This window comes from Rhizobium sp. Leaf321, from assembly GCF_001423215.1.
Lineage (GTDB): Bacteria > Pseudomonadota > Alphaproteobacteria > Rhizobiales > Rhizobiaceae > Neorhizobium > Neorhizobium soli.
Genome location: NZ_LMOF01000008.1, coordinates 689,089 through 705,731 on the forward strand (window position 1 = coordinate 689,089; position 16,643 = coordinate 705,731).

General features: G+C 61.9%; 20 protein-coding genes. 9 read left to right on the plus strand and 11 right to left on the minus strand.

Annotated features, from left to right (window positions below; all coding sequences use genetic code 11):
- Positions 1-202 precede the first annotated feature (202 nt).
- Both ASF70_RS20335 and pyk read left to right on the plus strand, forming a co-directional pair.
- Positions 203-586, plus strand: a complete 384-nt coding sequence (locus ASF70_RS20335) for a DUF1036 domain-containing protein (protein ID WP_082472039.1) — start codon at positions 203-205, stop codon at positions 584-586.
- Positions 586-2,025: a pyruvate kinase gene (pyk, locus tag ASF70_RS20340; RefSeq protein WP_062460890.1), complete on the plus strand. Its 1,440-nt coding sequence runs from the start codon at positions 586-588 to the stop codon at positions 2,023-2,025. Before ASF70_RS20335 ends, pyk begins: the two co-directional genes overlap by 1 nt.
- 61 nt (positions 2,026-2,086) lie before the next feature.
- On the opposite strand, the gene ASF70_RS20345 is transcribed toward pyk, so the two are convergent.
- From ASF70_RS20345 to ASF70_RS20370, 6 genes are all read right to left on the minus strand, one after another.
- Entirely contained in the window at positions 2,087-3,124 is a 1,038-nt protein-coding gene (locus ASF70_RS20345; protein ID WP_062582377.1) for an alpha/beta hydrolase, read from the minus strand.
- A 9-nt stretch (positions 3,125-3,133) separates the two neighbouring features.
- A complete protein-coding gene (locus tag ASF70_RS20350) occupies positions 3,134-3,706 on the minus strand; it encodes a tetratricopeptide repeat protein (protein WP_244474092.1) in 573 nt (190 codons plus the stop codon).
- Positions 3,707-3,894: 188 nt separating this feature from the next.
- Positions 3,895-4,020: a type B 50S ribosomal protein L36 gene (gene ykgO / locus ASF70_RS20355; RefSeq protein ID WP_003497670.1), complete on the minus strand. Its 126-nt coding sequence runs from the start codon at positions 4,018-4,020 to the stop codon at positions 3,895-3,897.
- A gap of 144 nt (positions 4,021-4,164) precedes the next feature.
- The gene (locus tag ASF70_RS20360; protein WP_062582382.1) at positions 4,165-5,238 is read right to left on the minus strand and encodes a 5-(carboxyamino)imidazole ribonucleotide synthase; all 1,074 of its coding nucleotides are present in this window, start codon (positions 5,236-5,238) and stop codon (positions 4,165-4,167) included.
- Positions 5,239-5,246: 8 nt separating this feature from the next.
- The gene (gene purE / locus ASF70_RS20365; RefSeq protein WP_062582383.1) at positions 5,247-5,744 is read right to left on the minus strand and encodes a 5-(carboxyamino)imidazole ribonucleotide mutase; all 498 of its coding nucleotides are present in this window, start codon (positions 5,742-5,744) and stop codon (positions 5,247-5,249) included.
- 21 nt (positions 5,745-5,765) lie between these two features.
- On the minus strand, positions 5,766-5,969 hold the full coding sequence (locus ASF70_RS20370) for a YdcH family protein (RefSeq protein WP_062461867.1): 204 nt from the start codon (positions 5,967-5,969) through the stop codon (positions 5,766-5,768).
- Between the two features lie 229 nt (positions 5,970-6,198).
- Here ASF70_RS20370 and ASF70_RS23790 point away from each other — a divergent pair, with 229 nt between their 5' ends.
- Positions 6,199-6,375 carry a DUF465 domain-containing protein gene (locus tag ASF70_RS23790; protein ID WP_082471995.1) on the plus strand — a complete coding sequence of 59 codons (177 nt, stop codon included), beginning with the start codon at positions 6,199-6,201 and terminating at the stop codon, positions 6,373-6,375.
- Between the two features lie 118 nt (positions 6,376-6,493).
- On the opposite strand, the gene ASF70_RS20375 is transcribed toward ASF70_RS23790, so the two are convergent.
- Together ASF70_RS20375 and ASF70_RS20380 are read right to left on the minus strand one after the other, a co-directional pair.
- The gene (locus ASF70_RS20375; RefSeq protein WP_062460875.1) at positions 6,494-6,751 is read right to left on the minus strand and encodes a metalloregulator ArsR/SmtB family transcription factor; all 258 of its coding nucleotides are present in this window, start codon (positions 6,749-6,751) and stop codon (positions 6,494-6,496) included.
- Between the two features lie 107 nt (positions 6,752-6,858).
- Complete coding sequence (locus ASF70_RS20380) at positions 6,859-7,644, minus strand: sulfite exporter TauE/SafE family protein (RefSeq protein WP_062460872.1); 786 nt, start codon at positions 7,642-7,644, stop codon at positions 6,859-6,861.
- Between the two features lie 136 nt (positions 7,645-7,780).
- On the opposite strand from ASF70_RS20380, the gene ASF70_RS20385 reads away from it, so the two are divergent.
- Positions 7,781-8,434, plus strand: a complete 654-nt coding sequence (locus tag ASF70_RS20385; RefSeq protein WP_062460869.1) for a thiamine phosphate synthase — start codon at positions 7,781-7,783, stop codon at positions 8,432-8,434.
- Entirely contained in the window at positions 8,434-9,570 is a 1,137-nt protein-coding gene (locus ASF70_RS20390; RefSeq protein WP_092659857.1) for a tetratricopeptide repeat protein, read from the plus strand. The genes ASF70_RS20385 and ASF70_RS20390 overlap by 1 nt, the downstream gene beginning before the upstream one ends.
- 23 nt (positions 9,571-9,593) lie before the next feature.
- Here ASF70_RS20390 and ASF70_RS20395 read toward each other — a convergent pair whose 3' ends face one another.
- Positions 9,594-9,950, minus strand: coding sequence for a hypothetical protein (locus ASF70_RS20395; protein WP_062460866.1), 357 nt, complete (start codon positions 9,948-9,950; stop codon positions 9,594-9,596).
- Between the two features lie 208 nt (positions 9,951-10,158).
- On the opposite strand from ASF70_RS20395, the gene ASF70_RS20400 reads away from it, so the two are divergent.
- From ASF70_RS20400 to ASF70_RS20415, 4 genes are all read left to right on the plus strand, one after another.
- On the plus strand, positions 10,159-10,959 hold the full coding sequence (locus ASF70_RS20400; RefSeq protein ID WP_062461861.1) for an inositol monophosphatase family protein: 801 nt from the start codon (positions 10,159-10,161) through the stop codon (positions 10,957-10,959).
- A 154-nt stretch (positions 10,960-11,113) separates the two neighbouring features.
- Positions 11,114-12,184: a hypothetical protein gene (locus ASF70_RS20405; protein WP_062460863.1), complete on the plus strand. Its 1,071-nt coding sequence runs from the start codon at positions 11,114-11,116 to the stop codon at positions 12,182-12,184.
- A gap of 3 nt (positions 12,185-12,187) precedes the next feature.
- Positions 12,188-13,219 carry a peptidoglycan -binding protein gene (locus ASF70_RS20410; RefSeq protein ID WP_062582385.1) on the plus strand — a complete coding sequence of 344 codons (1,032 nt, stop codon included), beginning with the start codon at positions 12,188-12,190 and terminating at the stop codon, positions 13,217-13,219.
- 1 nt (position 13,220) lies between these two features.
- On the plus strand, positions 13,221-13,442 hold the full coding sequence (locus ASF70_RS20415) for a hypothetical protein (protein ID WP_062460856.1): 222 nt from the start codon (positions 13,221-13,223) through the stop codon (positions 13,440-13,442).
- On the opposite strand, the gene ASF70_RS20420 is transcribed toward ASF70_RS20415, so the two are convergent.
- Positions 13,443-14,717, minus strand: a complete 1,275-nt coding sequence (locus ASF70_RS20420) for a glucoamylase family protein (protein ID WP_062582387.1) — start codon at positions 14,715-14,717, stop codon at positions 13,443-13,445.
- On the minus strand, positions 14,717-16,513 hold the full coding sequence (locus tag ASF70_RS20425; protein ID WP_062582390.1) for an ABC transporter transmembrane domain-containing protein: 1,797 nt from the start codon (positions 16,511-16,513) through the stop codon (positions 14,717-14,719). The genes ASF70_RS20420 and ASF70_RS20425 overlap by 1 nt, the downstream gene beginning before the upstream one ends.
- Positions 16,514-16,643: the final 130 nt, after the last annotated feature.

The following is a 16,643-nucleotide window of genomic DNA, read 5'->3' on the forward strand; positions in this document are numbered from 1 at the left end:
CAAGCGGCCCCCGGCGGGCGTTCAGAATATAATCGATTAGATTGCGTTGACTTTCAAACCCTGCCGCGCGAGAAAGTGCATCACGAATAACCATGGAGTCCTGACGGAAACCGTGTCGAAAAAATCCCTTAGAACATATCTTTCCGCCCTGTTTTCTGTGCCTGCCGTGGCATCCGCGCTCTGCGTCAGTGCGCCGCTGTTGATGGCGTCTCCGGCACTTGCGGATTTCCGCGTCTGCAACGGAACCCAGAACCTCGTCGGCGTGGCGATCGGCTACCGTGCCAAGGATGGCTGGAACACCGAAGGCTGGTGGCAGGTACCCGCATCAACCTGCGCGACGCTGATCGAAGGCGAGCTGCAGTCCCGCTATTATTATCTCTATGCCGAGGACGCGGCCCGCGGCGGCCGCTGGACCGGCGGCGTCAACATGTGCGTCGCCGAGAACGAGTTCAAGGTCGTCGGCGTCGACGACTGCTTCACCCGTGGCTTCCAGCGCATGGGTTTCAAGGAATATGACACGGGCCGTCAGGGCAGCTGGATGGTCCAGCTTTCAGACACGTCCGGATCCCAGGAAGGCCAGAATTGATGAGGCGATACCGCAAAGTTAAGATCCTTGCCACACTCGGCCCGGCATCCTCCGACGAGGAGATGATTGCCAAGCTGCACGAGGCAGGCGCGGATCTTTTCCGCATCAACATGAGCCATTCGAGCCATGAGATGATGCGGACGCTGATCGAGCGTATTCGCTCGGTGGAAAAGAAATCCGGTCGCCCGATCGGCATCCTCGCCGACCTACAGGGTCCGAAACTGCGCGTTGGCAAGTTTGCCGATACCAAGGTGACGCTGGTCCCAGGCCAGACGTTTACACTCGACAATAACGAGGCTCCCGGTGACGAGAACCGTGTGTTCCTGCCGCATCCCGAAATTCTCGAATCGGTGAAGGTCGGCGATCGCCTGCTGATCGATGACGGCAAGCTGGCGCTGCGGGCCGAAAAGGTTGACGGCACGTCGATCACCTGCACTGTCGTTGCCGGCACCGGCATTTCCGACCGCAAGGGTGTTAGCCTTCCCGATACGCTGCTCGCCGTTGGCGTTCTCACCGACAAAGACCGCGCCGATCTCGATGCCGTGCTTGAGACCGACGATGTCGACTGGGTCGCTTTGTCCTTCGTTCAGCGCCCGGAAGATCTCGCCGAAGTTCGCAAGATTGCCCGCGGCCGCGTCGGCATCATGTCTAAGATCGAAAAGCCGCAGGCACTCGAGCGGATCGATGAGATCATCGATCTCTCCGACGCCGTCATGGTGGCCCGTGGCGATCTTGGCGTCGAAATGCCGATCGAGGCGGTCCCCGGCATCCAGAAGCAGCTGACACGCGCATGTCGCCGCGCCGGCAAGCCGGTCGTGGTCGCGACCCAGATGCTGGAATCGATGATCAGCGCGCCGGTTCCGACCCGCGCCGAAGTGTCCGACGTGTCGATCGCCGTGTTCGAAGGTGCCGATGCGATCATGCTGTCGGCCGAATCGGCGTCCGGTCAGTATCCGGTCGAAGCCGTTTCGATGATGGCATCGATTGCCCGCAAGGTGGAAGACGATCCGCTTTATCCGAGCATCATCTACGCGCAGCGCGCGACGCCGGAAGCAACCGGTGCCGATGCGATCTCGCTTGCTGCCCGCCAGATTGCAGAGACGCTGCGGCTTGCCGTGATCGTTACCTACACATCGTCGGGCACGACAGGCCTTCGCGCTTCGCGCGAGCGTCCGAACGTTCCGATCCTGGCACTGTCGCCGAGCGTCAAGACCGCGCGTCGACTGTCGATCGGCTGGGGCATGCACTGCGTCGTCACCCACGACGCGACTGATCTCGACGACATGGTCAACAACGCCTGCCGCATCGTCGCGTCCGAAGGTTTTGGTAAGCCGGGCGACCGGATCATCATCTCGGCCGGCGTGCCACTGGGCACACCGGGCGCCACCAACATGCTGCGCATCGCCTATATCGGTGCAGATGGGCAGAGTGGGGTCTAAACCCGAACTCAACAGCGTGAAATGACAAAGGCCGTTGGAGTGATCCGGCGGCCTTTTTGCGTCAGGTCTTCTCGATCGAGAAATCCATGTCCGGCATCGGCTCGTCGGCCACCCGCGCCAGTCGTGCCTCGACCATGCGGGCAACGGCCTGAAGGTCGCGGTGGCGGCCTGCGAGTTTCTCGATCCCGGCGATGGCGAGATCCGTCGCGAGGTAATCCGGCTTGTGGCCGAGGCCGCGGATGACGATCAATTCTGCACCGGCCACGGCGGCAGTGAGGGCCCGGGCGTGGATATCCATCGAGACGATCTTGTCGCTGTCGCCGTTGATGATCAGCGTCGGTGCGGTGATCTCGCTGTAGCGCGGCGCGACCCTGGTCACGTAGTCGTTGAGATTGGCGACGTCGATCGCGTTGTTGCGGAAGTTCTCGGGCCGCAACACCAGTGCGGTGGCGCCGCCGTCGAGGTAGCGGTCTGGACGGGGGTTGGGATGGAAGACGGCATGGGTTGCCTTCTCCATCAGCACTAGCCCGGCGGGAAGAGCGAGGAAGCGGGTAAACAGACGTCCGAGATAGGGGCGGGCTGCGAGATTGTAGTACCAGTCGACGCCGCCCGGCCAGGGATGGGTGGCGGGCGCGAGAAGAAGCAGGCCTGCCGTCTTTTCCGGATGGTAGAGCGCGAAGGATGTGGCGATCGCACCCCCGAAGGAATGGCCGACGATGATCGCCTTCTCGATGCCGTAGCGATCCATGAGGCGAGCGATCGTTTCGGCCTGGCCATCCGGAAAGCCGTTCTCTTCGCCGCCACGCTCGGAATAGCCGTGACCGGGACGGTCGACGAACAGCATTTCGGCGCGCCCTTCTAGCGGTCTGCGGAACGCTGCTTCCTGGTCCTTCAGATTGCCGCTGGCGCCGTGGATGAAGACGATCGGGGGAAGGTCGCCCTCGGCTGGTGCTGCGACATGAAGGGCGTTGATACGGATATCGCCGAGATCGGTGAGTTCACCGTCGTTCGGAAGGTTGGCCTCGATCGCTTTCGCCTTCCAGGCCGTGAAGCCGAAGCCGAATGCGATGAGAGACAAGATAAGAGGTACAATCCCCATGGCGGCCCATCAGGTTCGGTTGCCGGCGATCTTTTCGGATAGCTTGGTCACAGCCTCCTGCGCCTCGCGATCGGCGGGGTAGATGTCGAGATAACGCTCCCACGCATTCAGCGCCTGGCTGTCCCGTCCGGCTTCGGTGAGGATTCCGGCAAGACCGGCCAGCGCGCCGAAATGGCGAGGCTCACGCTTCAGCACTTCGGCAATATCGGCCATCGCCTTGCGCTGGTCGCCCATCGCGTAATGCATTGTGGCGCGGCGGTTCCAGCCTTCGACATAGGCGGGATCGATGAGAGTGACGCGGTCGAGGAAGTCGAGGGCGGCGGCGTTGCGCTTTTCCTTGGCGGCCGTGGCCGCCCAGCCCATCAGGAGATTGACTGTGGGACTGCCCGACTCACCCATGTTCATGGCGATCTGCGTGGCGATTCCGCGCGCCTTTTCCGGATTGCGCTCACGTTTCAGCGCCGCAAATAGCGGGTCGACCCTGGCGTTGAGAGGCTGGCCGGCATTTGGTGCTGCTTCCGGACCTCCCTGCTGCGGACTTTCCAGCGGCGGAGCGGGAGGCATCGGTTGGGATGGCAGCATGGGCTGGGGCAGGGTCTGCGCAAAGGCAGGCACCGCAACACACACAGCAAGGATCACGAAGCTTGAACGAAAACAGCGCATGCGGATAAAGTAATCCGCATGCGCCGAAGGTCAAACCCGAAATTTCACGCTACCGACAATTTGATCGTCTCAGGCGTGCCCGGACAAAACGTCGATATCAGCGCAAATCAGCCCTGGCGGGCCTTGAAGCGCGGGTTCTGCTTGTTGATGATGTAAACGCGGCCCTTGCGGCGAACCAGACGGTTATCGCGATGACGAGCCTTCAGCGCCTTGAGCGAGTTCTTGATCTTCATTGTACTGGTCCAGAAGTCTGTGGGCTCAAAGAGCCGCTTGTCTCTATCAATCGAAAGCGTGCCGCCTATCTGTCGACGAGGGGCGCGCTCAGGTTGGCGTGCAGATAACCCGTGGCTGGATGCGTGTCAACCTTGTGACGCACTTTATGACCGGGTTTTCCGCCCCTTCAGCTCCGTGACATGGCCCATTTTCCGGCCCGGACGGGATTCCGTCTTGCCGTAGAGGTGGACCAGCACGTCGGTCCTCGCGAGCCAGCCGGGCACGTCGAGGATGTCGTCGCCGATCAGGTTGGTCATCACGCAATCGGAATGACGGCGCGGATCGCCGAGCCTTGAGCCGGCCACCGCGCGGATATGCTGCTCGAACTGCGAGACCACGCAGGCAGCCTCTGTCCAATGGCCGGAATTGTGCACGCGCGGTGCGATCTCGTTGGCAATCAGGGTGCCATCGGCCATCACAAAGAATTCCATGCCGATCACGCCGACATAGTCGAGGGCAGCGAGGAGCTTTTCGGCGGCACTGCGCGCGGTCTGCGCGGTCGTGTCTGGAATGGTCGCGGGCAGGGTGGAGGTATGAAGGATGCCGTTGCGGTGGATGTTCTCGGACGGATCGTAGCAGGAGACCGTGCCATCCTTGGCACGCGCGGCGATGATCGAGATTTCGCGCTCGAAGGGCACGAAGCTTTCGAGAACCATCGGCACCGAGCCGAGGTCCGCATAGGCGCCATCGGCCTTGTCGTCGCTGGAGCGGAACACGCGCTGGCCCTTGCCGTCGTAGCCCATGCGGCGGGTCTTCAAGACACCCTTGCCGCCGAAGTCTGCAAGCGCTGCTTCGAGATCGGCTTGGCTGTCGACGGAATGAAACCTTGCGGTCTCGATGCCGCAGCCGTTGAGGAACTGCTTTTCAACAATCCTGTCCTGCGCCACTTCCAGGGCCTTGGCCGGCGGGTAGACTGGAACCGACTGCTGCAGGAACTCGGCTGCCTCAACCGGTACGTTTTCAAATTCGTAGGTCACGACGTCGCAGCGGCTGGCGAGATCGGCCAGCGCCGTCCTGTCGTCGTAGGCCGCCGTGATCTGTTCGTTCGCGACCTGGGCGGCCGGGCAATCCGCCTGCGGTTCAAGGATGATGATGCGGTAGTTCAGGCGTGCGGCAGCGATCGCCAGCATGCGGCCGAGCTGGCCGCCGCCGATTATGCCGATGGTGCGGATCGTCATGATGTTTCTCAGGGTGCTTCGTCGATGGGATATTCGGCGACCGATGCGGTGTGGTGCGCGCGATAGGCGTCGAGTCGGTCGGCAAGGTCATCGTCGGAAAGGGCAAGCACCGCTGCAGCAAGAAGGGCGGCATTGATCGCGCCGGCACGGCCGATGGCCAGCGTGCCGACGGGAATTCCGGCCGGCATCTGGACGATCGAGTAGAGGCTGTCGGTTCCGCTCATCGTTTTCGACTGGACGGGCACGCCGAACACCGGAAGCGGCGTCAGGGCCGCTGTCATGCCCGGCAGGTGGGCAGCGCCGCCGGCACCGGCGATGATGACCTTGAAGCCCTCGTCGCGGGCGCTCTTAGCGAATTCGTACATCCGGTCCGGCGTGCGGTGTGCCGAGACGATCCGTGCTTCGTAACCGATGTCGAGCGTATCAAGCGTGTCGGCGGCGTTCTTCATGGTCTCCCAGTCGGACTGGCTGCCCATGATGATGGCGACTGCGGGTCTTTCTGACATTCCAGGCCCTTTAAGGTGAACTCAAGCGATGATGTCGGGAATGATCTGGTCTTCGATCTGGGTCATCCGGTCCTTGATGGCCAGCTTCTTCTTCTTCATGCGCTGGATGCGAAGAGCCTCACAGCCGACCTTGATCATGGCATTGATCGCGGCGTCGTAATCTTCGTGTTCCTGGCGAAGTTTCGCGAGTACCAGCCGGTTATCCGCCTGTTCCTGATCACGCATGCTCAGTCCCCATTCTTTACGCCGGCTTTTTGCAAACCCCGGCTTCATCTGCAAGCTCCTACCATCAAACCGCGTTAACTGGAAGTTAGCCGACGCCACGAATTTGCCGCTGAGAGACCATGATTTCTCCTTCGACAAAGCGGACCAACCGTGTCACACTTCTGTTGCAAACCTGAAGCCTTGGCTCAGAGGAGTGCCAAGGCAGGTACCTAAGGAAGGAACATGCCACATGACCGTCCAGGCGCATATCGCATCGCTTGAAAAGAAGCACGGCGACCTCGAAGAGGAACTCCAGTCCGTTCTCGCATCTCCATCCGCCGACGATCGTGAGATCGCAGAGCTCAAGCGCCGCAAGCTGCGCATCAAAGACGAGGTGGAGCGGTTAAAGACCGACACCCGTCATTAGGCGATCAAAAGCGCCACGCGCCTCACGTACATTCGTGAGAGGGTGCCCACAGCGGCACGATAAATTCCAAGACTAAAAGCAATAGTTCTGGTCGTAACGTCACAGTCGCGGCCAGAATTCACGTCCAGAACTGGTCGAGCCACAGGTTGAGCCGGGTGAAGCCGCTGCCGTTCACGGCATAGATGCGCCGCGTTCCCTCTGGTGTGACAGTCACGAGATCGCTGTCCAGCAGTGCTTTCAGATGCTGCGAGACGGCCGGCCTGCTGATCGGCAGTCCTTGTGCAAGTTCATTCACGGTTTTCGGCGCGCGTCTCAGCTCTTCGAGGAGATGGCGCCGGTTCGGATCGGCAATGGCTGAAAACGGATCGAGTGTCATAGTTTGAAGCTAAGCATAACTTGACGAAGCATCAACCGTTTTCGTGTCTCGCGACCGGCGGAAGGCCTTATTGTAATTGGGTTTTTTATGATGTTTGGATGGACCGGTCAGATCGGCAGGCCGTCCCACAGTAGCTTTACGCCGGCAACGAGAGCGAGCGCGTAGGTCATCGGATAGAACACTTCCGACTTCAGATGCTTGACGATCGCGGCACCGAGCATGGTCGAGACCAGGGCTGCCGGCAGCAATGTCGCCGAGATCGTCAGGTTTTCGGCCCCCAATGCGCCGAGAAGGAAATAGGGGATGATCTTGACGGCGTTGACGATGGCGAAGAAGCGGATGCTGGCCCCGGTGTATTTCTTAGGATCCAGCTTCATCGGCAGAACGTAGATCTGGAAGGGCGGGCCTCCGGCATGCGCCACGAAACTGGCATAGCCCGACAGCGCGCCCCAGAACGTGGCGGCCGCCGGACGATGGGGCAGTGCGGCGGCCGGACGGTTCTTATCCGGGCCGTAGACCTGCCAGAAGTAGCGGAGGGCGAAGAAGATCGTTGCCGCGGCAATAACAATCCGCAACGCGTCGTCCGAAACATAGGCCGAGGTCGCCCAGCCGAGCGCGATGCCGATGACGCCGCCCGGCAGGATCATCAGCAGGGTTTTTCTGTCGTTGAAATGGCGCCAGGACCAGAGTGCCACGATATCCATCAGGATCAGGATCGGCAGGAAGATCGCCGCCGCTTTGACCGGGTCGACTGCAAGCGACATCAGCGGCATGCCCATCAGGCCGATCGCGCCGCCAATGCCGCCCTTGGAAAGCCCGACCAGCATCACGGCGGGCACCGCTGCTGCAAAGAAGGCGAGGCTGAGCGTATCGGAGGAAAATATGTCTGGCATGGGCACTTCAGGCTTGCACCGTTGAGGCGGGCAGATGGGATGAGCGGTTGATTGCGCAATCCTTCCGGTCTATCGAATCATTCAAGAGAAAACGAGTGCGGATCGCCGGGTTGCGGTTCGCTGCATGGGAAGAAACATGAAGAAACAGGAAGAGCGTTGCCGTCTGGTGCTGATCGTGCCGCAGGATGCGGATGCGAAAGCGCAGGCGGACCGACTGGAGAAGGCGCTTGCGGGCGGCGATGTCGCCTCGGTGATCCTGCCGCAATACGATGAAGACGATACCGCGTTCCAGGACCGCGCCGAACTCATGGTGCCGATGATCCAGGCCGCGGGTGCCGCAGCGCTGATCGCCGGAGACAGCCGCGTCGCAGGTCGCGTCAAGGCAGATGGCCTGCATATGGCCGGTTCGATGGAAGAGCTGGAAGAAACGATCGAGAAATTCAGCCCGAAGATGATCGTCGGCGCCGGTGGTGCATCCGAGCGTCACACGGCGCTCGAAGTGGGCGAGCGCCGCCCCGACTATATTTTCTTCGGCAAGCTCGATGGCGACATCAAGCCGGAGGCGCATCCGAAGAACGTCGCGCTTGCGGAATGGTGGGCTTCGATGGTGGAAATTCCCTGCATCGCCATGGGCGGCACGGACATTTCCTCGGCGCTCGAGGTTGCCGAAAACGGAGCGGAATTTGTGGCTTTGAGACTGGCTGTCTTCGATCATCCCGAAGGACCGCAGGAAGCAGTTCGACTGGTCAACGCCGATCTGGACGAAAAAGCGCCACGGTTTGAGGCTTGATGGTCTCCATGCCATCGATTCGTCGCGCCTCATCCACCGTCCTGATGCTTGCCGCCAGCCTTTCCGCGTCGGCCGTCTTGCCGCATCCGGCAATTGCGCAGGTGCAGCAACCCGGTGCGGTGGAGCAGGAGGGGCCGACGGCGGCGCAGTCGCGTCAGGTGGTGACGAGACCGGTCGCGCCGGATGCAATGGGCGTCGAACGCGGTGCACAGCCCGATGGCATCGTGCCGTCCGCCGGTGTCGAACTCTATCAGCGCATGGGCGTGACCTTGCCGCCACTGCCGCCGGAGAAGCCCTATACGGGCCCGATCGACGAGGCCTATGGTGCGTTCCAGCGCGGCTTGTACGTCAAGGCGCTCGATGTCGCACTGAAGCGTGCGTCGGCCGGCGATGCGGCGTCGCAGACGCTTGTCGCCGAAATGATGAGCAAGGGGCTCGGCATCAACCGCGACGCAAAGACCGCGGCCTTCTGGTACGGGCAGGCTGCCGAGCGCGGCGATCCTGCCGCCATGTTCCAGTATTCGCTTCTTTTGATGAGCGGCCGTTACGTGCCCGCCGACAAAAAGAAGGCCGACGACTATATGCGCAAGGCGGCGGAAGCCGGCAATTCATCGGCGCAGTTCAACTGGGGCCAGATCCTGGTGTCGGACAATCCGGGCGACAAAGGTTTCAAGCTGGCGCTGCCATTCTACGAGCGGGCGGCAAAGCAGGGCGTGGCGGATGCGCAATATGCGGTGGCCCAGCTCTACGTGAACATGAAGGGCGTGCCCGAGGAGAAGAAGGCCGAGGCTCGCCGATGGCTGGAGCGCGCGGCGAAGGCCGGGTTCGACACGGCGCAGCTCGACATGGGCATCTGGTTCGTCAACGGCGTCGGCGGCGAGCGCAACTACGACAAGGGCTTCGAATGGCTGCGGATTGCAGCCCATCGCGGCAATGTGGTTGCCCAGAACAAGCTGTCGCATCTCTATATCGAGGCGCTGGGCACGCGACCAAACCCGGTCGAGGCCGCCAAGTGGTATGTGCTTTCAAGGCGTGCCGGACTTCAAGACGCGGCGCTTGAAGATTTCTACCTCGGCATCAACGACGAGCAGCAGCGCCAGGCGATCGACGCGGCGAACCGCTTCCGCCGCCAGTAGTCAACCGCCAGTAGTTCAAGTGGTCAGGCGGTTGCCTTCATCGCCGCCAGCGTGAACAGGGCGTGGCGGATGATAAAGCCGTGGGCAAGCGCCAGGATCAGCAGCGTTACCAGCCAGACGATCAGGTAGATGCCCGGCGAGGCCTTGATACGGCCGCCCATGCGGGGGCCAAGTGCGAACATGGCTGTCACGAAGAGCGCGCAGGCCGGCAGAAGCAGCAGCGCGATCATGGCCGGTGCCGTGCTGGTCGGTGTGCCGGTCAGGGTGAAGTGGATCGGCAACTGGGTATCGGCCGGCAGCGCCGAGATCAGACCCAGCGACAGCATGGTCATCACGCCCACAAGTCCGAGGCTGATGCCGAATGGCAATGCGATCTTCACGGTGATACTCCTAAAATCTCGATAGCCGGCGTTCTGGCAGATCGCAGGCAGGCGGGCAATGTCGCATTTTGTCCGTTCACGCGGGCTTTGTCGGCTTCGACTTGAATTTCCCTTGGTTTTGTGGTCTTGAACCGGCCAATCAAGACAATTCGCCACAGACACGTCCCGGCTGATGCATGTTCGGGACCATACGATCAGGATTTCCCGCATGGCCCGCTCAGCCCTTCTCAACGTCATGGTTCAGGCCGCCCTCAAGGCTGGCAAGTCGCTCTCCAGGGATTTCGGCGAAGTTCAGAACCTGCAGGTTTCGGTCAAGGGACCGGGCGATTTCGTGACCCAGGCGGATCTCAAGGCGGAAAAGATCGTCCATGACGAGCTGATGAAGGCGCGCCCGACCTACGGCTTCCTCGGTGAGGAAAGCCAGGAGGAGAAGGGCACGGACGGCGCTCATCGCTGGATCGTCGATCCGCTCGACGGCACGACCAACTTCCTGCACGGCATTCCGCAGTTCGCGGTGTCGATCGCGCTGGAGCGCAATGGCGAAATCGTCGCCGGCGTGATCTTCAACCCGGGCACGGATGAACTCTATACGGCAGAAAAGGGCGGCGGCGCGTTCTTGAACGACCGTCGCATTCGCGTTGCCGCACGCCGGGTCCTGTCCGATTGCGTGGTTGGTTGCGGCGTGCCGCATCTCGGCCGCGGCGATCACGGCAAGTTCCTGGTCGAACTGCGCCACGTGATGGGCGAAGTGGCGGGCGTTCGTCGCCTTGGCGCTGCGTCGCTTGATCTCGCCTATGTCGCTGCCGGTCGCTTCGACGGTCACTGGGAAATCGGTCTTTCGCCGTGGGACATCGCTGCCGGCCTCGTTCTCATCCGCGAAGCGGGCGGCTTTGTCAGCGACATCAAGGGTTCGACCGATATGTTTGGCACCAAGAGCATTGTTGCCGGCAACGAGCTGATCCAGAAGGCGCTGCTGGAAGTTTCCAATCGTCCGGTTCCGTCGCGCTGATTGCTGATGCAGTGACGGCCGGAGTGCTGCTTGTCATTTGAAATGGCGAGGAAAAAACTTCGGCTTGTCCCGGTCTTTGCACCGTGGCGACACTTCAATTCGTCGCAATTTTGCTCTAGCCTCCGCGCGACGCGACCCAGAGGCGAGGCTTATTATGGCGAATGCGACAGTGGACGATCTGGACGAAACTGAAGCTAACCGCCGCCGTTTTACCGAAAAGCTTTCCAACCCGGCTTCCTTCCTCTGGACGATGCTGATCTTCCTGATCATCGTCGGTTTTGTCTGCTCGATCCTGTACCGCCAGGCCGCACAAGCGTTCCAGACCAATCCGGGTCTGAACGGTCTAATCCTCGGCGTCCTGTTGATCGGTATCGTTCTGGTTTTCCTGCAGGTCATCGGCCTTATTCCGGAAGTGCGCTGGTTTAACTCGTTCCGCGCTGCCGGCACCGTCGACAAGGTGGGCCGCGAGCCGAAACTTCTGGCGCCGATGCGCTCGCTGATCGGTGGTCGCCGCAAGACGGCGCTTTCGACCGCAACCTTGCGCTCCATTCTCGATTCGATCGGCACCCGCCTCGACGAATCTCGGGATACGTCCCGTTACCTGATCGGGCTCCTGGTGTTTCTCGGCCTGCTTGGCACGTTCTGGGGCCTGATCGGCACGATCGGCTCGATCAGCGACGTCATCGGTGCGCTCGATCCGGGCGCCGGCGGCTCCAACGACATTCTGTCGGCTATCAAGACCGGTCTTGCGCAGCCGCTTGCCGGTATGGGCACGGCGTTCTCCTCGTCGCTGCTCGGCCTCTCGGGCTCGCTGATCCTCGGCTTCCTCGATCTCCAGGCAGGACGTGCCCAGAACCGGTTCTATACGGAACTCGAAAATTGGCTCTCATCGGTGACCGATACGGGATCGGACGCGCCGGTTGCGGCGGCAGGGCTTTCAGCTGGTTCCTCCGGCGAATTCAAGACGCTTGCCGACGAGCTGCGCAAGATTGCGGCGGCTCAGGGCAGAACCGGCAGCGGTGATGTCCAGCAGAACGAGAAGTCGCTTGCTGCCATGGCAAACCTTGCCGAAGGCATTCAGGGGCTGGTCAAGAACATGCGCAACGAGCAGCAGATGCTGCGCGACTGGATCGAGGCGCAGCAGGAAGAATCGAAGGCCTTGCGGCGCACGCTGGACCGGCTCTCCGACAAGATCGGTCAGTCCGACAAGATCGGGAGCAAGTAGACCATGGCGCTGGGCAAGAACCGTCGCCGCCAGCACGGCGTGGACTACTGGCCGGGCTTCGTCGACGCGCTGACCACGCTTCTGATGGCGATCATGTTCCTACTGACGGTGTTCGTGCTGGCGCAGTTCCTGCTTACCCGCGAGATTTCCGGTCGCGACGAGGTTCTGAACCGGCTGAACAGCCAGATCGCGGAACTGACAGAGCTTCTGGCGCTGGAAAAGGGCAACAATCAGGATATCGAAGACCAGCTCGCCAACCTGCAATCGTCGCTGGCGGTTGCTGAAAGCGACCGGTCGCGGCTGCAGCAGCTTCTCAACCAGGGCAGTGGTGCAAGCGACGCGGCCAATTCCCGCGTGACCACTCTGACGGGTGAACTCTCCAACGAGCGGCAGGTCAGCGCCCGGGCGATGAGCCAGATAGAGCTTCTCAACCAGCAGATCGCGGCGCTGCGGGCCCAGATCGCCGCCGTCGAACAGGCGCTGCAGGCGTCGGAAACGAAGGACGCCAACTCGCAGGCGCAGATTTCGGATCTCGGTCGCCGCCTCAACGTGGCGCTTGCGGCCCGTGTTCAGGAACTCAATCGCTACCGCTCCGACTTCTTCGGGCGTCTGCGCGAGATTCTCTCCGACCGCGAAAACATCCGCATCGTCGGCGACCGGTTCGTGTTCCAGTCGGAAGTGCTCTTCCCCATCGGCGGCAACGAACTGGATGCGGCCGGTCTCGTGGAGATGGACAAGCTTGCCGCGGCACTTCTCGATCTCGCCAAGGAAATCCCAGCCGAGATCAACTGGGTGCTGCGTGTCGACGGGCATACGGACAATGCGCCGCTTTCCGGCACCGGACGCTACCGCGACAACTGGGAGCTTTCGTCCGCGCGTGCCACGTCGGTGGTCAAGTATCTGATCTCGAAGGGCGTGCCCGCCAACCGGCTGGTGGCAGCGGGCTTTGGCGAATTCCAGCCGATCGCGGCTGGCGATACGCCGGATGCTAGAAACCAGAACCGCCGCATTGAACTGAAGCTTACCGAACGCTGACATGACCTACAGCAAGCCCGACATCGACGCGATCGCCAAGGCGGTGGCAGATACGCCTCGCCGCGACAATACCGCCTATCACGAGGCGATGGCGCAGGCGCGGCGGGCGTTCGAGGAGGCGCAGGCTGCGTTCGGCGAGCAATCGGTGCAGCTGAAGATGAAGACCAAGATCAAGCGCAACGGTGATCATGTCGTCAAATGGACGTTCAAACGCGCGAAGTGATCAGGTGCCGACGTTTTTGTGCTCGAGCGAAGTGGCCGGATAGCGGAATCCCAGCCGGTCGAGGCCGCGGCGCACTTCCGGAGCGGCCATGAACAGTTTCCACAACAGACCCGAGCGGTGGTTCTCGATCATCGCGACGATCGGACCCTGGTCGATAGCGATGTAGGTCGATGCGACCCAGCCTGTCTTCGGCGCAAACGCGTCGGCGAAGCCGAAGCGGTTGACCAGCCGTCCGTTCTCGTAGGCAAGGAGCGCGCGCAAGGCTTCTTCCGCATGGCCGGGCACGAAAGGAAAGCTCGACAGTGCTGCAGACGGTGCAATCGCGCCGAAATCGACCAGCGGCGAATTGGCGGCGTAGCCGGCCTGGGCTTCCGATGCCGTCAGGCCCCAGACGCCGGCTGCGGCATATTCCGGCACCGTCAGGCAATAGGCGCGATTGATCCGTGAATGCGCGACCGCCTGGCGCCAGTAATCGGCGTAGCGATCGGACAGGCCGCGTGGATTGAGCGCACAGAAGGAATATTGCGACAGGAACAGCGGCCCGCCCATGGGTTCACCGAGCGGCAGCTGTATGCCGAAATATTCTTCGCCGTTCTTCATAGCGCCGTTGCGTGCCCATCCGCAGTGATAGTTCTGCGGATCGATCGGAAACGTGTCCGACCCGGCGGCAAAGACATAGGTTGAAAGCGCCTCATTCCAGCCGGTGATCGGCAGGTTCATCGCCCACTCGTTGATCGGGCTCCAGTGCCAGTAGATCGGGCCGTCGGTCTTGCCGCGGGTGTACCAGGTCCACTCGACCTCGTCGAACAGCCGGGTGATCGCGGTGCGCAGCGATTTCTCGGAAATGGTCTCTGCCGCGAAATATTCACGCGCGCAGATCAGGCCCTGAAGGAGAAGGGTCGTTTCGACGATGTCGCCCCCATCATCCAGCGCAGAAAACGGAATCATTGCGCTGGTAGCGGGATTGATGAAGTGAGAGAACGCGCCGTGGTAGCGCGGTGCCAGTTCGAGGCTCTCGACAATCGTGGTAATGCGAACCAGCGCCTCGTCGCTGGTGATCCAGCCGCGCTCGCAGGCGACCAGAATTGCCATCAGACCAAAGCCCGTGCCGCTGATCGAGATCGCATCGATGCCGGGTGTGCCGTCGAGAAGGCATTTGTCATAAGGGAGGCCGCTCTGCGCATGAGCACCATCCCAGAAATACCGGAAGGTGCGCTGCTGAACGTCATCGAGCAGACTATCCAGATCTGCGGAGATGATGGGGGGCGCGTCCATCAGATCGCGCTGACGGAAGTTTGCTCGAGATCATGGAATTGCAGCCGCGCGAGCTTGGCATAGAGACCGCCAGCCGCCACCAGGCTCTGGTGCGTGCCTTCCTCGACGACGCGACCGTTTTCCAGCACCAGGATCCGGTCGGCCTTCAACACCGTCGCGAGGCGATGGGCGATGACGAGCGTGGTCCTGTTGCGCATCAATCCGTCGAGCGCCTTTTGCACCAGTGTTTCGCTTTCCGCATCGAGCGCCGAGGTGGCTTCGTCGAGCAGCAGGACCGGAGCATCCTTCAGGATCGCGCGGGCGATGGCGATCCGCTGGCGCTGGCCGCCGGACAGGGTGATGCCGCGTTCGCCGGCGAGCGTGTCATAGCCGTTGTCGAGCTTCGCGATGAATTCGTCTGCTTGGGCAGCGATTGCTGCGGCACGCACGGCCTCGCGTGTCGCGTCTGGTACGCCGAAGGCGATGTTGTCGTGGATGGAGGCTGCAAAGATCGTCACGTCCTGTGGCACGATCGCAAGCCGTGAGCGGATATCCTGAAGCGTCGCATGGCGCAGATCGACGCCATCGAGCCGGATCGATCCGGCCGTCGGATCGTAAAAGCGCAGCAGCAGCGAAAAGATCGTGCTCTTGCCGGCGCCCGAGGGACCGACGATGGCGACGGTTTCTCCCGGTGCCACATGCAGGGAAAGCGCATTGAGCGTGATGGCGCTGACGCGTGCCGGATAGGCGAACGAGACGCTGTCGAACGCGACATCGCCGAGCGGGGGTGAGGGGAGCGCTTTCGGGTGTTCCGGGTCACGCACGGCGGACACTTCATCCAGCAGCTCGGACAGCCGTTCGGCGGCGCCGCCTGCAGACGACAGTTCGCCCCAGACTTCCGACAGTGTGCCGAGCGAGCTTGCCGCAATCACCGAATAGAGCACGAACTGGCCGAGCGTGCCCGGTGTCATCGTGCCGGCAAGCACGCTCTGGGCGCCGTACCAGAGGACGCCGACGATCGAGCCGAAGATCAGCACGATGCCGAAGCCGGTCAGAAGCGCGCGGGCGCGGATCGACTTGCGGGCGGCCTCAAAGGCATTCTCGACCGTGTCGCTGTAGCGCGAGGTGGCGACAGCCTCGCCGGTGAAGGCCTGAACTGTGCGTGTGGCGCCGATCGTTTCGGCTGCATAGGCGGAGGTCGCGGCCAGCATGTCCTGGGCGGCGCGCGACCGGCGGCGCACCGAGCGGCCGAAGCCGACGAGCGGAAAGACGATCAGCGGGATGGCGCCGAGTGCCAGAGCCGAGAGTTTGGGGCTCGTATAGACCATCATGCCCATCGCTCCGAGACAGAGGATGGTGTTGCGCAGGGCCTGGGACGCGGCAGAACCGAAGGCGGACTTGATCTGGGTCGTATCGGCGGTCAGCCGCGAGACGATCTCGCCGGACTGGTTGACGTCGAAGAAGGAAGCAGACAAACGCGTCACATGCGAAAAGACCTCACGGCGAAGATCCGCCACCACGCGCTCGCCGATGGTGATCACATAATAGTAGCGCATGCCGCTTGCGATCGCGAGAAGGACCGCCAGAACGAACAGCATGACAAAATAGTTGTTGATGAAATGTCCGTCGGAGGATGCGAATCCATGATCCACCATGCGGCGGACAGCCAGCGGCAGCGCTAGTGTGGTGCAGGCGGCAAGGACGAGAAAAAAAGTCGCGCCGGCGACCATGGCTCGATAGCGGGAAAGATAGGGGAGCAGTCGGGAAAGCGGCTTGAGACTGCGGTTTTTCTTCTGATTTTCTCGGCTTTCGGCCATGTCGTCTCCATGGCCCCCGGGCAGCGGAATCTCAGCCTTTCGGGGACTTGTACTTGCGGCGCCCTTCCTGTATAGGCTCCGCATCCAATTGGGAAGCCGTGACCGCGCCGGTTTGCGGCTTCATTCATTA

Excerpts from the sequence above, each read along its gene's own strand:
- ASF70_RS20410 (WP_062582385.1), top strand. The coding sequence starts at position 12,188 with ATGGCGCTGGGCAAGAACCGTCGCCGCCAGCACGGCGTGGACTACTGG.
- ASF70_RS20345 (WP_062582377.1), bottom strand. The coding sequence starts at position 3,124 with ATGGGGATTGTACCTCTTATCTTGTCTCTCATCGCATTCGGCTTCGGC.
- ykgO (WP_003497670.1), bottom strand. The coding sequence starts at position 4,020 with ATGAAGATCAAGAACTCGCTCAAGGCGCTGAAGGCTCGTCATCGCGAT.
- ASF70_RS20350 (WP_244474092.1), bottom strand. The coding sequence starts at position 3,706 with ATGCTGCCATCCCAACCGATGCCTCCCGCTCCGCCGCTGGAAAGTCCG.
- ASF70_RS20375 (WP_062460875.1), bottom strand. The coding sequence starts at position 6,751 with ATGACACTCGATCCGTTTTCAGCCATTGCCGATCCGAACCGGCGCCAT.
- ASF70_RS20420 (WP_062582387.1), bottom strand. The coding sequence starts at position 14,717 with ATGGACGCGCCCCCCATCATCTCCGCAGATCTGGATAGTCTGCTCGAT.
- ASF70_RS20335 (WP_082472039.1), top strand. The coding sequence starts at position 203 with ATGGCGTCTCCGGCACTTGCGGATTTCCGCGTCTGCAACGGAACCCAG.
- ASF70_RS20415 (WP_062460856.1), top strand. The coding sequence starts at position 13,221 with ATGACCTACAGCAAGCCCGACATCGACGCGATCGCCAAGGCGGTGGCA.
- ASF70_RS20380 (WP_062460872.1), bottom strand. The coding sequence starts at position 7,644 with ATGCCAGACATATTTTCCTCCGATACGCTCAGCCTCGCCTTCTTTGCA.
- ASF70_RS23790 (WP_082471995.1), top strand. The coding sequence starts at position 6,199 with ATGACCGTCCAGGCGCATATCGCATCGCTTGAAAAGAAGCACGGCGAC.
- ASF70_RS20400 (WP_062461861.1), top strand. The coding sequence starts at position 10,159 with ATGGCCCGCTCAGCCCTTCTCAACGTCATGGTTCAGGCCGCCCTCAAG.
- pyk (WP_062460890.1), top strand. The coding sequence starts at position 586 with ATGAGGCGATACCGCAAAGTTAAGATCCTTGCCACACTCGGCCCGGCA.
- ASF70_RS20425 (WP_062582390.1), bottom strand. The coding sequence starts at position 16,513 with ATGGCCGAAAGCCGAGAAAATCAGAAGAAAAACCGCAGTCTCAAGCCG.
- ASF70_RS20360 (WP_062582382.1), bottom strand. The coding sequence starts at position 5,238 with ATGACGATCCGCACCATCGGCATAATCGGCGGCGGCCAGCTCGGCCGC.
- ASF70_RS20405 (WP_062460863.1), top strand. The coding sequence starts at position 11,114 with ATGGCGAATGCGACAGTGGACGATCTGGACGAAACTGAAGCTAACCGC.
- ASF70_RS20370 (WP_062461867.1), bottom strand. The coding sequence starts at position 5,969 with ATGCGTGATCAGGAACAGGCGGATAACCGGCTGGTACTCGCGAAACTT.
- purE (WP_062582383.1), bottom strand. The coding sequence starts at position 5,744 with ATGTCAGAAAGACCCGCAGTCGCCATCATCATGGGCAGCCAGTCCGAC.
- ASF70_RS20390 (WP_092659857.1), top strand. The coding sequence starts at position 8,434 with ATGGTCTCCATGCCATCGATTCGTCGCGCCTCATCCACCGTCCTGATG.
- ASF70_RS20385 (WP_062460869.1), top strand. The coding sequence starts at position 7,781 with ATGAAGAAACAGGAAGAGCGTTGCCGTCTGGTGCTGATCGTGCCGCAG.